This window comes from bacterium, assembly GCA_030685015.1.
Taxonomy (GTDB): Bacteria; CAIWAD01; CAIWAD01; order CAIWAD01; family CAIWAD01; genus CAIWAD01.
On record JAUXWS010000020.1, the window covers coordinates 44,689 to 60,084 of the forward strand.

A 15,396-nucleotide genomic window follows, 5' to 3' on the forward strand; every position below is an offset into this window, starting at 1 on the left:
CGACAGGGCGGGGCGCCAGAGGGCCCCGCCCTGTTTGTTCTCCATTCCATTGGATGATCCCCGCCCTTCTGCATGTCGGGTGTGAATTTCATCCCCATCCGACCGATAAGCAAGAGAGCAGAAGGGACATCCATTACGGGAAATGGAGCAGAGGTGGGCCGAAAAGGCGTCAGCCACAGCATAAAACGTATGGCCCTTGCCTGGCGCCCGTGCTGGGCACTGCCGCTGCTCTGCTTTGTGGCGAGCGGATCCGCCTCCCCGGGGCGACCGCCGGTGGAGCACCTGTCCCCCTCCGACAACGGCTTCGCCAGCACCTGTCTTTCCAGCAGCCACGCCGAAGGGGGCAGCGTCTTCGTGGGCGGGGCCGACGGACTGCTGGAGTTCGATGGACAGGAGTGGCGGGAGCTGACCACGCCGGGCCGCACCCAGGTCAGAAGCGTCATGGCCTTGCCCGACGGCCAAGTGGCCTATGGCGCCGTCAACGAGTTCGGCATCTTCTTCGCCGACCAGCGCCGCGACTGGCAGGTGCGCCAGTTGTCCGACAGCCTGAAAGGTCGGGCGCCCTACTTCCGCGAGATCCGCGCGATCTGCGCCCTCTCCCACGGCCTCTACTTCCAGAGCCAGGAGTTCCTGGCCCGTTGGCAGGACGGCCTGCTGCAGCTCTTCCTGCCCCCCGGATCCATTGGCGGCGCCGTGGCGGTGGGGGACACGCTTTATCTGCAGGTCGAGCAGCTGGGCCTCGTGCGGCTGGATCCACGCCTCATCCCCAAGGGCCAGCTGCAGATCCCCGACGCGGCGCTGCGCCCCGTGCTGGGTCCCGACCTCTTCGTCGGGGGCAACCGCCTGGTCCTCCTGCTGCCCATGGAAGGGGGCCTGATGCTGGGCACGCTCTACGGCGGCGTCCATCAGCTGGCGGCGGGACGGACCCGCCCGCTGGCCTCCCTTTCCACGCTGGTGCGTCCCCTTCAGCTGTTTCATGGTGTTCGCCTGGCCGACGGGGGGCTGGCCCTCGCCACCCTCCAGGGCGGCGTCCTTCTGTTGGACCGGCGGGGCGTGCTGCGGCGACAGCTGGGCGAGGAGGACGACCTGCCCTCGCCCATGGCCGTCCATCTCAGCGTGGACCCCCGCGGCGATCTGTGGATCGCCAGCACGGAAGGCCTGAGCCGGGTGGGCTTGTCGCAGAGCTGGACCGTGCTTGATCAGGCCGACGGCCTGCGGGGCCAGCCGCTCAGCCTGGCGCGGCACCAGGGCGAACTGGTGGTGGGCACGACCCAGGGGCTTTTCCGGCTGGAACAGACGCTGGACGGCCGCAGCGGATCCTTCCGCCCGCTGACCGGGACGCCCGGCATTGCCTGGCAGCTGCTGCCCACCGGCCCCTCGCTGCTGGCCATCCTCGGTGGGCGTCTCCTGGAGATCGGAGCTGGACCGGCGCGGGCGCTGCCAGGGGGACAGCCCACCTTCCTCCACCAGGACCGCCACCGCGCCGGGCGAGTCTGGGCGGGCGCGGAGGGCCGTCTGCGCTGGTTGGAGCACGGACTGGGCGGCTGGCAAGTGGCCGGCGAGGTGCCCGGCGTGCGCGGCATGGCCAACTCCATGGCTCAGGACGCGGGCGGCGCCCTGTGGGTGGGGTGCAACGACGTGGGCGTTTATCTGGTGGAGGAAGGGCCGGAGGGTTGGCGCGCCCGGCTCCATGGGGTGGACCAGGGACTGCCGCCGGGCAGCTGCCGGGTGGTGGGCTTGGGGGACTCCCTCGTCGTGCTGGCCTCTGGCGGCGCCTTTTCGCCGGACGCCGCGGGCCGCTTGCGCCCCGTGTCCTGGGTTGATCCCCCACCGGGCTGGACGCTGAACGCCGCCACGGAGTTGACCTTGGCCGAGGGCACGCTGTGGGGCCTCTTCCGCGAGGGGCTGGCCCGCCTGACCCTGGCGGACGGCCTGCGCGAATGGCGCCCCATCATCCCCACCCGTTCCGGACAACGACCGGGACCTTTGCTGGTCGAGGGCGATGAGCTGTGGGTGGGGGTGGACCGCGACCTGCGCCATTACCGGCGGCTGCCCGGTGGCGGGGAGCAGGCGGTGTGCGACCTGCCGGTGAAGCTGCGCAGCCTGGTGCTGGACGGGCGGGAGTGGGCCGGCAACGCCGGGGGCCTGCGGGGGCTGGAACGCATCCGCGGCTCCGGGCCGCTGGAGGTGCGGGTGGCGTGCGGGATGGCGGACCGGGACGGCACGCAGTGGTCCTGGCGGGTGGAAGGCCTGGACGCCGCCTGGAGCGAATGGAGTCCTGACGCTCGCCTGAACATCTCATGGCTGCCGGGCGGACGCTACAAGGTGCTGGTCCGCCACCGGCAGGGCGAGTCCGCCTCCGCCCCGATCCTGCTTGCCCGCATCGTCGTTCCACAGCCCTGGCACAGCCACTGGTGGGTGCGGGGACTGGCCCTGCTCCTGCTGGTGGGCGCCGTCTTCGGCTTGGCCCGGGGCCGGGCCCGCCACCTGCGCCGCATGAATGAGGCGCTGGAGGCGGAGATCCTGGAGCGACGACGCGCCGAAGCGGCCTTGCGTTCTTCCGAGTCGCGCTACCGCAACCTCTTCGAGCACGCCCTGGACGGCATCATCATCATGGATGAGAGTTGCTTCCTGCAGGTCAACCCCTCCGCCTGCCGCATCTACGGGCGCTCGGCCAGCGATCTGGTGGGCCGCAGCCCGGTGGAGCTGTCGCCCCCCCTGCAGGCCGACGGCAGCCCTTCCGCCGAGCAGGCCCGGGCCATGCTGGACGCGGCGCTGGCCGGCGAGTGCCGCCATTTCGAATGGACCCACCTGCGGCCGGACGGCAGCCCCCTGCATGTGGAGGTCAGCCTCTCGCCGCTGGATCTGGGCGACACCCGGCTGGTGCTGGCCGAGGTGCGGGACGTGAGCGAGCGCCGCCAACTGGAGGAGCAACTGCGGCAGTCGCAGAAGATGGAGGCGGTGGGGCGGTTGGCCGGTGGCGTGGCCCACGACTTCAACAACATCCTCATGGTCATCCTGGGCCAATGCGACCTGCTCATGATGAGCCTGGACGCCAGCGATCCCATCCGCGAGGAGCTGCAGCAGGTGCGGGACGCCGCCCAGCGCGCCTCCCAGCTGACCCGCCAGCTGCTCGCCTTCAGCCGCCGCCAGACCCTGCATCCCCAGCGCATCTCCCTCAACATCGTCCTGGGCGACCTGGAGAAGATGCTGCGCCGGGTCATCGGCGAGACGATCGAGATCAACCTCAACCTCGCCACCGACCTGCTGCGGGTCAGCGTGGACCCGGGACAGATGGACCAGGTCATCATCAACCTGGCCGTCAACGCCCGCGACGCCATGCCGGCGGGCGGCGCGCTCAACATCAGCACGCGCAACATCCTGCTCACCGCCCAACGCGCCCGTGAGCTGGGCGTGCGGGAAGGCCCCCACATCCTGCTCAGCATCCGCGACAACGGACAAGGCATCAGGCCGGAGCTGATCGACCACATCTTCGAGCCCTTCTTCACCACGAAGGACCATGGCAAGGGGACAGGGCTGGGCCTCGCCACGGTTTACGGCATCATCACGCAAAGCGAGGGCGCCATCCGGGTGGAGAGCCTGCCGGGCGAAGGCAGCTGCTTCGAGATCTACCTGCCCGCCTCCCTGGTGGAGGGGGAGGGCGAGCCGGGACCCGACGCGGCCCCCGCGCTGGAGTCCGGCGACCAGGAGCGCATCCTGCTGGTCGAGGACGAGGGGGCGGTGCGCGATGTGCTGCAGCGCACGCTGGAGAACCATGGCTACCAGGTCGAGACGGCGGTGGACGGACGCGAGGGGCTGGACAAACTGCTCAACGGCTGGCCGCCCGACCTCGTGCTCAGCGATGTGGTGATGCCCAACCTGGGCGGTTTCGAGCTGGTGCGGGCCATGCGCAAGGCCGGGTGCCGGCAGCCGGTGGTGCTGATGACGGGCTACACGGACCGCGATCTCAATCCGGAGGATCTGGACAGCCTGGCCATCACGGTGCTGATCAAACCATTCGGTCCGGGCGCCCTGCTGCGTGAGATCCAGCGCCGGCTGTTCGAGCTGCGCTGAGCCTCCCCCCGCCCGCCCCTTCGCGGGTTGGCCGCTTTCCCTGGAGCCATCCTCCTCCCGGCTTCGCCGCCTGCGCCTCCTGTCGCGCGCTTTGCTATCCTTGGCCATCAAGGGGCAGCCAGCAGAGAGGAGTCCATGAGCGCCAGCAAGGCCCACAAGATCACCCTCATCCAGGGGGACGGCATCGGTCCGGAAGTGACGGCGGCGGCCCGGCGGGTGATCGCCGCCACGGGCGTCAAGGTGGAGTGGGACTTGATGCCGGCCGGGGCCGGCGCGGCCGAGACCCACGGCAACACCCTGCCCGATGAGACGCTGGAGTCCATCCGCGCCAACAAGGTGGCGCTCAAGGGGCCGCTCACGACCCCCATCGGCGGCGGCTTCCGCAGCGTCAACGTGGCCCTGCGCAAGGAGCTGGACCTCTACGCCAACATCCGCCCCGTGCGCTCCTCCCTCGGCATCACCGAGCACCACAAGCCCATCAACCTGGTCCTCTTCCGCGAGAACACGGAGGACCTCTACGCCGGCCTGGAGCAGGACATCGCCCCCGGCGTGGCGCAGAGCCTGAAGATCATCACGGAGAAGGCCTCCACCCGCATCGCCCGCGCCGCCTTCGCCTGGGCCGCGCAGAAACAGCGCCACACGGTCCACGCCGTGCACAAGGCCAACATCATGAAGAAGTCGGACGGCCTCTTCCTGCAAAGCGTGCGCAAAGTGGCCAGCGAGTACCCGGACCTCCAGTACAAGGAGATCATCGTCGACAACTGCGCCATGCAGATGGTGATGCGGCCCGAGATCTTCGATGTGGTGGTGCTGGGCAACCTCTACGGCGACATCATCAGCGACCTCTGCGCCGGGCTGGTGGGCGGCCTGGGGGTGGTGCCGGGCGCCAACGTGGGCGACGACTGCGCCGTCTTCGAGTCCGTCCACGGCAGTGCGCCGGACATCGCCGGCCGCGGGATCGCCAACCCCATCGCCACCATCCTCTCGGGCAACCTCATGCTCCGCCATCTGGGCGAGGAGAAGGCGGCCGACCGCGTGCAGGCGGCGCTCACCCTCTTCATGGCGGACAAGAGCAACCTGACCCCCGACCTGGGCGGCACGGCCACCACCGACCAGCTGGTGGACGGCATCCTGCGCAAGCTGGACCTGCTGAAGTAGAAGGAGCGCCCCACCCGACCGGCGCAGGGTCGAGCCGGGCGCCCCCTTCCATCAGGCCCCGGACGTCGCGGGACGGACGGGGCTCAGTTCTCGCGCACCCGCCGCAGGTAGGCCTGCACCTCGCTCGAGAGCAGCCCCGCATGCCGGCTCAGCTCCTGCGCGGCGCCCAGCACCTGGCTGCTGGCCGCCCCCGTCTCCTCGGCGGCGGTGCTGAGGGCGCCGACGTTGCCGCTCACCTCCCGCGTGCCCATGGCGGCCTGTTCCACGTTGCGGGCGATCTCATGGGTCGTGACGCCCTGTTCCTCCATGGCGCCGGCGATGCTGGTGACGATCTCGTCGTTCTGCCCGATCACCCGCGAGATGTCCCGGATGCTGCGCGCCGCCTCCTGGGTGTCCTGCTGGATGGCCAGGATCTGCTGGCGGATGTCCTCGGTGGCCTGGGTTGTCTGGCGGGCCAGGGTCTTCACCTCGTCGGCCACCACGGCGAAGCCCTTGCCCGCCTCGCCGGCGCGCGCCGCCTCGATCGTGGCGTTGAGGGCGAGCAGGTTGGTCTGGTCGGCCACGCTCTTGATCAGGTCCGCCACCTCGCCGATGCGGGCCACGCTCTGGGTCAGGCGCTCCACGTTCTGGTCGGCTGTGCGGCTGCTGGCCACGGCCTGCTCGGCGATCTCGCTGGAGGTCCTCACCTGGCGGTTGATCTCGCCAATGCTGCCGGACAGCTCCTCCGAGGCGGCGGCCACGGCCCCCAGGTTGACGCTGCTCTGCTCGGCGGCTGCGGCGACGCTGCCCGCCTGGGCGCTGGTCTCCACGCTCAGGGCGGACATGCTCTGGGCGGTGGCCTGCAACTCCTCGGCGGCGGCGGAGACGGCCTGCACCACCTGTCCCACGCTGGACTCGAACTCGGCGGCCAGTTGCAGGCGGAGGCGCCGGCGCTCCTCGGCCTCCTTGGCCTCGCGCTCCTGCTGGGCGGCCTCCAGGCGGCGGACTTCCAGCCCGTTCAGCTTGAACACCTCCACGGCCCGGGCCATCTCGCCCAGTTCGTCCCCGCGCTCGGTGAAGGGGATCGTGATCTCCAGCCGGCCCTCGGCCAGCGTGCTCATGTTCCCGGTCAGCGCCGTGATGGGTTGGACCAGGCCGCGGGCCAGGCGCCGCCCGATCCAGGCGATGATGAGGGTGGTGATCAGGGCGAAAGCGCCAATCCGCAGCAACATGCTGCGAATGGGCGCCCTCACCTCGGCCAGGTCGATCTCGGCCAGCACGGCCCAGCGGTAACCCAGCAGCTCCAGGGGGCCATAGGCGCTCAACACCTTCTGATTGCGGTAATCCCGGGTGGTGGTCGTGCCGGACTGGCCGGCCAAGGCCGCCTGGACAACGTCCGTCCTCACCTCGCGGCCCAGGATGGTGCTCTCCTGCTGGAAACGGCTGTCGCTGTGCATCATGAAATCCGCCCCGACCAGGTAGCACTCGCCCGTCTCCCCCAGCCCGGTCGTGTCCTTCATGATGGAGTTGATCAGATCGGCGGGCAGTTGAATGGCCAGCGATCCAAGCAAGGCGCCGGAATCCGGGTCATGGATGGGGGTTGCCAGGAAGGCGGCCGGGGCGCCGGAGGAGGGGGCGTAGGCCTCGAAGGCGACAAAGGCCAGGCTGCCCGGCACCGGGTGGTCCAGCACCTGCCCCGCCACCCGCGCCAACCCGGTCTCCTTCCAGGCTCCGTGGCGCAGATTGGTGGCGAAGTCCGCCTCCTTGTAGACCGTGAAGACAATGTTGCCGGCCTGGTCGATCAGGAAGAGGTCGTAGTAGCCGTTTTCCAGGCAGAGGGAGCGCAGGCGGGGATGGTGCCGCTTGTGGAGGGCCGAGTAGGGCGATCCATCGCCGGCGTCGTCCAGGTGGTGCCGCTCGCCCAGTGGATGGGGATTTCCCTTGATGTAGAGCTCGGCCAGGCGGCTCTCCCCGTCCGCACCCAGCCGGCCGAACGCCTCGGCCAGGTCGACCACCGCCTCTTCGGCCTCCTGTCCGGCGGCCAGGGTGCGCACCTCGCGCGAGACACGCTCCAGCATCATGCCCAGTTGATTGATCCGGCTCTTGTGGGCGATGGACAGCTTCTCCCGGGCATCCTTGGCCAGGGCTTTCTCGCTGACGATGGCGGCGTTGCCGCCAAGCAGGAGGGCGATGATCACCGCCGGAAGGATGACCATCAAGGGGAGACGGGTTGAAATCCTCATGTCGCGATGAGCCATGTCGTTCACCTCCTGTCGCATGATGACGGATCTATCGGGTGATCGATGGTTCACCTTCTATCCCTGAAAAAGCACTCGAGGCAGGCAATCAGCTGCCCACCGAGCAGGGATGGGGAAGGCGGGAGTCTCACCAAGCCTTAACACTCCGAGGCGAAACTGGGTCCGGTGCAACACCTCACCCGGACCGGGCACCCGGCCGGAACAGCCAAGGAGACGGACATGATCACTCGAACCCTGTCGAAAGCCATCACCCTGGTGGCGGCGGCCGCCCTGGTGGGCAGCCTCCAGGCCGCGCCCGTCCAGGTGGACAAGGAGATCGCCCCCTACAAGAAGGTGGAGGGGATCAAGGGCAATGCCACCAGCATCGGTTCGGACACCATGAACAACCTGATGACGCTGTGGCTGGAGGCCTTCCGCAAGTTCTACCCGCAGGTCACCATCCAGATCGAGGGCAAGGGCAGCTCCACGGCCCCCACCGCCCTGATCGAGGGCACGGCCCAGTTCGGTCCCATGTCGCGTCCCATGAAGAACAGCGAGATCGACCAGTTCGAGGCCAAGTACGGCTTCGCCCCGACCGGCATCAAGACCTCCCTTGACGCCCTCGCCGTCTTCGTGCACAAGGACAATCCAATCAAGGGCATGGGCCTGGACCAGGTGGACGCCATCTTCTCCTCCACGCGCAAGCGCGGCCTTCCCGCCATCACCACCTGGGAGGGTGTCCTGCCCAACCACGCCCTGTCCAGCAAGCCCTTCAGCCTCTACGGCCGCAACAGCGCCTCCGGCACCTACGGCTACTTCAAGGAGCACGCCCTGAACAAGGGCGACTTCCTCAACGTGGTCAAGGAGCAACCGGGCAGCGCCGCCGTGGTGCAGGGCGTGGCCGGCGACAAGGCGGGCATCGGCTACTCCGGCATCGGCTACGCCACCAGCGGCGTGCGCGCCGTGCCCCTGGCCGAGACGGCCAAGGGTCCCTTCCACGAGGCGACTTACGGGAATGTGATCGCCGAAACCTACCCCCTGGCCCGTCCGCTGCTGCTCTACGTGGTGGTCGACCCGGGCAAGCCCATGGACACCCTCACCCGCGAGTTCCTCACCTTCATCCTCAGCAAGGAAGGTCAGGAGATCGTGGTGAAGGACGGCTATCTGCCCCTGCCCGCCGCTGTGGTGAAGCAGGAGCTGGCCAAACTCGGCAACTAAGGGATGTCATCTCGTGACGGGAACTCCTCCGGCCGGCCGCCGGCCGGAGGAGCCTCATCCAGCCTGCGCCGGCGGATCCTGGCCGACCGCCTCGCGGCCTTCCTGATCGCTGGGGGCGGCATCGGCGTCGTCATCGCCATCCTCCTCATCTTCCTCTTCATCGGGCGCGAGGCCGTGCCACTCATCGCCGGCTCCCGGCTGGGCGAGCCCACGGCCCTGGCCCTGACAGGGGGCGGCGAACCCTGGCTGGTGGGCACCGATTCCTTCCAGGACCTCGCCTGGCACCTGGATGGGGAAGGCCACCTGGCGGTGGTGGACCGCACCGGTGGCGGCGTGCAGCAGCAGTTGGCGGTTGAGCTGGACAGTCGGGAGCGGATCACGGCCAGCGCCCTGGATGGCGGGGCGGGGGCCGAGCGCTTCCTGCTGGGCACCAGCGCCGGCCGCCTGCTGAATTGCCGCCTCAACGTGCGACGCGTTTCCACCGACGAAGGCCGGCACAGTGTCGCCGTCCTCCAGCAGGGGGCGATCGCACTGCCCCCCGACAGCCTGGCCGCCGCGGCCGGCCCGGTGGAGCGCCTGGCCTGGGCTCGGGGCGAGAACCGGTCCCTGGTGGTGTGGACGGCCGCCGGCCGACCCGCCGTGGCCATCGAGGATCGCGACGAGGAGACGTGGAGCCGCCTGCCGCTGCCTGCCGGCCTGGCGGACCTGGCGCCCGTGGCCCTGGCCGTCGCCCCCTCCGGGGAACGTCTGGCGCTGGGGCTGGCCTCCGGCGAGCTGGTGGTGCTGGACCTGCGCGGCGGCGTGCCGGGTCCCGTCCTGCGCTGGGACTCCGGCCTGCAGAGGCTGACCGCCCTGACCTTCCAGATCGGCAGCGGCCGGTTGGTGGCGGGGGACAACAGCGGTCGCCTCGCCTCCTTCATGGAAACCCGCGACAGCAGGGACCAACCGGCCTGGATCCCCGCCCTGGGGCTGGAGCACCACCAGGCCCCCATCGTCCAATTGGCCCCCGGCCCGCGGGACCGCAGCCTGCTCTCGGTGGATGCCCAGGGGCTGGCCCTGCTCCACTACACGACCACCGGTCGCACCCTGCTCAGCGCCCAACTGCCCGCGGGGAGCCGCACCCTGTCCTTCAGCCCGCGCTCCGACGCCGTGGTGGCGGGCGGCGCCGGCCTCCTCCAGGTGGCGAAGCTGGACAATCCCCACCCGGAGATCTCCTGGCGGGCCCTCTTCGGCCAGCTCCACTATGAGGGCTATGGCGAGGCGGCCTCGGTCTGGCAGTCCACCGGCGGCAGTGACGATTTCGAGTCCAAGTTCGGCCTGCTGCCCCTCATCTTCGGCACGCTCAAGGGCACCTTTTTCGCCCTGCTCATCAGCGTGCCTCTGGCCCTGCTGGGCGCCATCTACATCTCGCAGTTCGCGCCCACCTGGCTGGCCCGCACCATCAAGCCCGCCATCGAGATCATGGCCGCCCTGCCCAGCGTCATCGTGGGCTTCCTCGCCGGCCTTGTCTTCGCGCCCTACCTGGAGACGCACCTGAGTTCGGTGCTGGCCTTCATGGTGCTTCTGCCCCTCCTCGTGGTGTTGATGGTGCCGGTCTGGCAGCGCATTCCCGGCCACCGCCTGGGACCCAAGGGGCTGCCCCAGCTGGCCCAGGGCCTGGTCCTGACCCTGGCGGCGCTGGCGACGGCCTACGCGCTGGGTCCCTGGCTGGACGCCCACGTTTTCGGAGGCAGCCTCATCGGCTGGCTGCACGGCACCGGCGGCATCGTCTACGACCAGCGCAACAGCCTGGTGGTGGGTTTCGCCCTGGGCTTCGCCGTCATCCCCATCATCTTCACCATGGCCGAGGACGCCCTCTCCAACGTGCCCGAGGCCCTGGTCAACGCCTCGCTGGCGCTGGGGGCGTCCCGCTGGACGACGGTGGCCCGCGTCGTGCTGCCCGGCGCCGCGGCGGGCGTCTTCGCGGCGGTCATGATCGGGCTGGGCCGGGCCATCGGCGAGACCATGATCGTGCTGATGGCCACGGGCAACACGCCGCTGATGGACGCCAGCCCTTTCAACGGCTTCCGCGCCCTCAGCGCCTGCATCGCCGTGGAGATCCCCGAGGCGCCCATGGGAGGCACCCTCTACCGCGTGCTCTTCCTGCAGGCCCTGCTCCTCTTCCTCTTCACCTTCGTGATCAACACGGCGGCCTCGTGGATCGGCGAGCGCCTGCGCAAGAGCCACGGGAGGTTCTAGGTGGCCGTGAACACGTCGGCCCGGGACAGCGTGCCGGTGATGGTGACCAGCCTGGGCCTGGTGCTCATCCTCCTCATGCTGGGCCTTGTCTTGTGGCTGATCCTGTCGCGCGGACTGGCCTCCCTCTGGCCCCACCCGCTCGAGCGCTTCGACCTGCACGACGGCCGCGTCGTGTTGGGGGAGGTCTGGGAGGAACTGGAGGGACCGGAGGGCGCCCGCCTCCGCCTGCGGGTCGGCAACCGTGAACTGACCGGGCAGGATGTGGTGCTGCTCGATCTCAGCGAGGTCAGCGCGCGCCAGCGGCCCGCCGACGCCATCCTGGTCGAGCGCCACGAGAACGGAGTGTTCGTGGGCTGGCTGGCCGGGATCGAGGGGCCGGGGCTCTCGCTGGCGGGGGACAGCCCGGAACTGCGCCGCCGGCTGGATGAGGCGATCCGCGCCAGCGGGCGCCTCGACGACCAGTTGCGGGAACGCCAGGAGCGGGCCCGACGCCTCTCCCTGAAGCGCGGACGCTGGGAGGAGAAGCTGGCCCGCCGGGACGGCCCCTCTCCTGGCGCGGACCGCCTGCAGGGCCGGATGGAGGCGGCGTCGGTGGAACTGCGCACCTTGGACGCGGAGCTGGACAGCCTTTATGTCCTGGCGGCGCAGTGGAGCCTGGTGATGCGCACGTCGTCGTCGGACAACGTGTCGCTGCCGCTGCTGCAGGTGGTGCGCTGGGTGCCGGTCAACGAATTGGGGACGCCGGCGCGCCTGGGGCTCTACCTCAAGCGCCTGTGGGGCTTTCTCAGCGAGGAGCCGCGCGAGTCCAACACGGCGGGCGGCGTCTGGCCGGCCATCTTCGGCACGGTGCTCATGGTGCTGCTCATGTCGCTGGCGGCGGCCCCCCTGGGCGTGATGACCGCCGTCTACCTGCACGACTACGCCAAGCAGGGCCTGCTCGTGCGCCTCATCCGCCTGGCGGTGAACAACCTGGCCGGGGTGCCCTCCATCGTCTTCGGCATTTTCGGCCTGGGCTTCTTCATCTACTTCACAGGCGGCAGCCTCGACCAGCTCTTCTTCTCCGAGCGGCTGCCCGAACCCACCTACGGCACCGGCGGCATCCTCTGGGCCAGCCTCACCCTCGCCCTGCTCACCTTGCCCGTGGTGGTGGTGGCCACCCTGGAGGGGCTCGCCGCCGTCTCCCGCACCACGCGCATGGCCGCCCTTGCCCTGGGCGCCACGCGATGGCAGATGATCCGCCAGGTGGTGCTGCCCAACGCCATGCCCGGCATCCTGACCGGCCTCATCCTGGCCGTGAGCCGGGCCGCCGGCGAGGTGGCCCCCCTCATGATCACGGGCGTGGTCAAGCTGGCGCCCAGCCTGGCCCTGGACGGGGACTTCCCCTTCCTGCACCTGGAGCGCAAGTTCATGCACCTGGGCTTCCACATCTACGACCTGGGCTTCCAGAGCCCCAACGTGGAGGCGGCCAAGCCCATGCTCTACGCCACGGCCCTCCTTTTGATCTGCATGGTGCTCTTGCTCAACCTGACGGCGATCCTGCTGCGCAACCATTTGCGCAAGGTCTACAAACAGGCGGCCTTCTGATGATGGAATTGAAGAAACCGGAGGTGGCGGAGCGCGCCCCGCTGGAGGAGACGGGCACGGCCATCCTGGCCCGCGGCGTGGAGGTGTGGTACGGGGAGTCGCGCTCCATCCACGGGGTGGACCTCGTCATCCCCGATCGCCGGGTGACGGCCTTCATCGGACCCTCGGGCTGCGGCAAGAGCACGCTGCTGCGCTGCTTCAACCGCATGAACGACCTCATCCCCGACTGCCGCGTGACGGGCACAATCCAGGTCCATGGGCGGGATATCCACGCCCCCGGCATCTCCCTGGAGGACCTGCGCCGCGAAGTGGGCATGGTCTTCCAGAAATCCAACCCCTTCTCCAAGTCGATCCACGACAACGTGGCCTATGGTCCCCGCGTCCACGGCCAGAACGACCGCCGCGCCCTGGACGAGATCGTCGAGACCTGCCTCAAGCGCGTCGCGCTCTGGGACGAGGTCAAGGACCGGCTGAAGGAGAGCGCCCTCGACCTGTCGGGCGGCCAGCAGCAGCGCCTGTGCATTGCCCGCGCGCTGGCCGTCAATCCCACCGTCCTGCTCATGGACGAGCCGGCCTCGGCCCTCGACCCTCGCTCCACGGCGCGCATCGAGGACCTCATCACCGAACTGCGCGAGTTCTACACCATCGTCATTGTCACGCACAACATGCAGCAGGCGGCCCGCGTCTCCGACCACACGGCCTTCCTCTACGAGGGCAACCTGGTGGAGTTCAACGAGACGCAGCGCCTTTTCACCAAGCCCGAGCACGAGCAGACCAACGACTACATCACCGGCCGCTTCGGCTGATGGATCCGGAGGAGAGATGACCAAGCACATGCTGCGCGCCCTCAACCTGCTCAAGGACCGCGTCGAGGAGCTGGGCCGCACCGTGCAGCGGGCGACCGCCGACGCCGTGCGCAGCGTGATCGAGGGCGACCAGGCCCTGGCCAAGCGCATCATCGAGGGGGACCGCCGCATCGACCAGGAGGAGGTGGAGGTGGAGGAGGAGTGCCTCAAGGTGCTCGCCCTGCACCAGCCGGTGGCCACCGACCTGCGCCTGCTGGTGGGCATTCTCAAGCTCAACAACGACCTGGAGCGCATCGGCGACCTGGCCGTGACCATCGCGGGCAACGCGGGCAAGATCGACCTGTCCGGCGACGCGCGCCTGGCGGACATCCTCCAGCGCCTCTCCGGCCGCAGCCAGGACATGCTGCAGCTGGGCCTGGACAGCCTCGTCCACCAGGACCAGGAGCTGGCGCGGCGGGTCTGTGCCGACGACGACGACGTGGACAACCTCTACTCGCTGTTCCGCTCGGCGATCCAGGAGACCCTGGCCGCGGAGACGGGCCACAACGACCTGACGCGCATCGAGAGCCTGATGCGGGCCATCAGCGTCAGCCGCAGCCTGGAGCGCATCGCCGACCACGCCACCAACATCGCCGAGGACGTCATCTACATGGTGTCGGGGGAGATTCCCCGCCACGGCGCCCTGCGCGATCTGCGTCTGTGGAAGGACGCCACCCACAGCCCGCCCGACGGGTCGGCGGGATAAGGTCGAAGCCAACGGATCATCCACCAATCACAAGGAGCAATCGATGTCCAAGAGCATTTTGATGAGTGTCCTGCTGACCACGGCGGCCGTCCAGGCGGCGGACCTGAGCAGCCTGATCTTCTACGAGTACACGCACAACGCCACCGAGGGAGTGGCCGAGGACGGCAAGTTCGAGACGGGCCGCGCCTACCTGACCATCACGGGCAAGCCGGCCGACAACCTGGCCTACAAGCTGCAGTTCGACGTGGAGCGGGCCGGTTCGGACGCGGGCGACCGGTCGCTGGAGGCCTATGTCAAGAACGCCTGCGTGGACTGGTCGACGGACTACGGCAAGTGGACCTTCGGCATGCAGGGCATGAACCTGTTCAACGTGCAGGAGAACACCTTCGGCAACCGCTTCCTGTCCAAGCCGCTTATGGACGAGCACAAGTTCAGCAGCAGCGCCGACATGGGCGTGGGCTACGCCAACTCCCTCGGCGGGCTGTTCAAGGCCAGCCTGCTCTGGACCAACGGCGCCGGCTACAAGAAACCGGAGAACGACAAGTACAAGAAGCTCTCGCTGCAGCTGGTGGCGGGCGAGACGGCGCTGAACAAGCATGACGGCTGGAACGCCGGCCTGGTCTACAGCCTGGAGCCCATCAACGCCGACGACGCCACCAACGTGATGGGCCTCTTCGGCGGCTGGGCGGGGATGGGCGCCCGGCTGGGCGTGGAGTTCGACACCAAGACGACGACGGGCGCCACCGACGTGACGGGCCAGATCATCGGCTTCTACGTCAACTACCAGCTGCCCGTCGGATTGCCGCTGGATCTCTTCGCCCAGGTGGCGCTGGTGGATCCGGACACGGACACGGACGACGACGGCAAGACCGATCTCATGGTCGGTGTCGCTTTCAAGCCGGCCAAGGGCCTGGTGATCGCCCCCAACCTGCGGACCATCTCCCACGAGGCCTCAGGCTCCGACCCCGACACCTGGTACCGGGTCAACTTCGAGTTCAAGATCTGAGGTTGGCTGGCCAGCCTGGGCGGGACCCCGTGGACTCTGCCACGGGGTCCTTCTCACTCGTGCGCCCAGCATGGGCGCCGTCCTGGAGGTGCAAGGCCTCCCGTAAGCAGACCATCGCGAACGAAGTGAAGCGCAACTGCGGAAGGGCAACCGACCGTGGGAAGGAAGCGTGGAGCGCAAACCGCGGGTGGATGAACAAGAACCGGATACGAGGCGACGCCGGACGGGGCGAGCGGGCGAGTGATCGCGAAACTCCGATGGTCAAGGTCCAGGCGGCGTAGATCCGGCCATCGTGCGGTGAAGGACGGCATGCTTAGCTGGGGAGATCCCGCCTTGGGCCTGAAAGGGCCA

9 protein-coding genes are annotated in these 15,396 nt (G+C 69.0%); 8 read left to right on the plus strand and 1 reads right to left on the minus strand.

Annotated features, from left to right (window positions below; all coding sequences use genetic code 11):
* Positions 1 to 273: 273 nt before the first annotated feature.
* Both Q8O14_02330 and Q8O14_02335 read left to right on the plus strand, forming a co-directional pair.
* Positions 274 to 4,074, plus strand: a complete 3,801-nt coding sequence (locus tag Q8O14_02330) for a PAS domain S-box protein (protein ID MDP2359580.1) — start codon at positions 274 to 276, stop codon at positions 4,072 to 4,074.
* Between the two features lie 135 nt (positions 4,075 to 4,209).
* Positions 4,210 to 5,232, plus strand: coding sequence for an isocitrate/isopropylmalate dehydrogenase family protein (locus Q8O14_02335; protein ID MDP2359581.1), 1,023 nt, complete (start codon positions 4,210 to 4,212; stop codon positions 5,230 to 5,232).
* An 83-nt stretch (positions 5,233 to 5,315) separates the two neighbouring features.
* On the opposite strand, the gene Q8O14_02340 is transcribed toward Q8O14_02335, so the two are convergent.
* Complete coding sequence (locus tag Q8O14_02340) at positions 5,316 to 7,469, minus strand: methyl-accepting chemotaxis protein (protein ID MDP2359582.1); 2,154 nt, start codon at positions 7,467 to 7,469, stop codon at positions 5,316 to 5,318.
* Positions 7,470 to 7,688: 219 nt separating this feature from the next.
* Here Q8O14_02340 and Q8O14_02345 point away from each other — a divergent pair, with 219 nt between their 5' ends.
* From Q8O14_02345 to Q8O14_02370, 6 genes are read left to right on the plus strand one after another with little or no spacing between them, the layout of a single operon-like run.
* Entirely contained in the window at positions 7,689 to 8,666 is a 978-nt protein-coding gene (locus Q8O14_02345; GenBank protein ID MDP2359583.1) for a phosphate ABC transporter substrate-binding protein, read from the plus strand.
* 3 nt (positions 8,667 to 8,669) lie between these two features.
* Positions 8,670 to 10,904, plus strand: a complete 2,235-nt coding sequence (locus Q8O14_02350; protein MDP2359584.1) for an ABC transporter permease subunit — start codon at positions 8,670 to 8,672, stop codon at positions 10,902 to 10,904.
* The gene (gene pstA, locus Q8O14_02355) at positions 10,905 to 12,488 is read left to right on the plus strand and encodes a phosphate ABC transporter permease PstA (GenBank protein MDP2359585.1); all 1,584 of its coding nucleotides are present in this window, start codon (positions 10,905 to 10,907) and stop codon (positions 12,486 to 12,488) included.
* A complete protein-coding gene (pstB, locus tag Q8O14_02360) occupies positions 12,488 to 13,294 on the plus strand; it encodes a phosphate ABC transporter ATP-binding protein PstB (protein ID MDP2359586.1) in 807 nt (268 codons plus the stop codon). The genes pstA and pstB overlap by 1 nt, the downstream gene beginning before the upstream one ends.
* A 16-nt stretch (positions 13,295 to 13,310) precedes the next feature.
* A complete protein-coding gene (gene phoU / locus Q8O14_02365) occupies positions 13,311 to 14,039 on the plus strand; it encodes a phosphate signaling complex protein PhoU (protein ID MDP2359587.1) in 729 nt (242 codons plus the stop codon).
* A gap of 43 nt (positions 14,040 to 14,082) precedes the next feature.
* Positions 14,083 to 15,045, plus strand: coding sequence for a hypothetical protein (locus Q8O14_02370; GenBank protein ID MDP2359588.1), 963 nt, complete (start codon positions 14,083 to 14,085; stop codon positions 15,043 to 15,045).
* Positions 15,046 to 15,396: the final 351 nt, after the last annotated feature.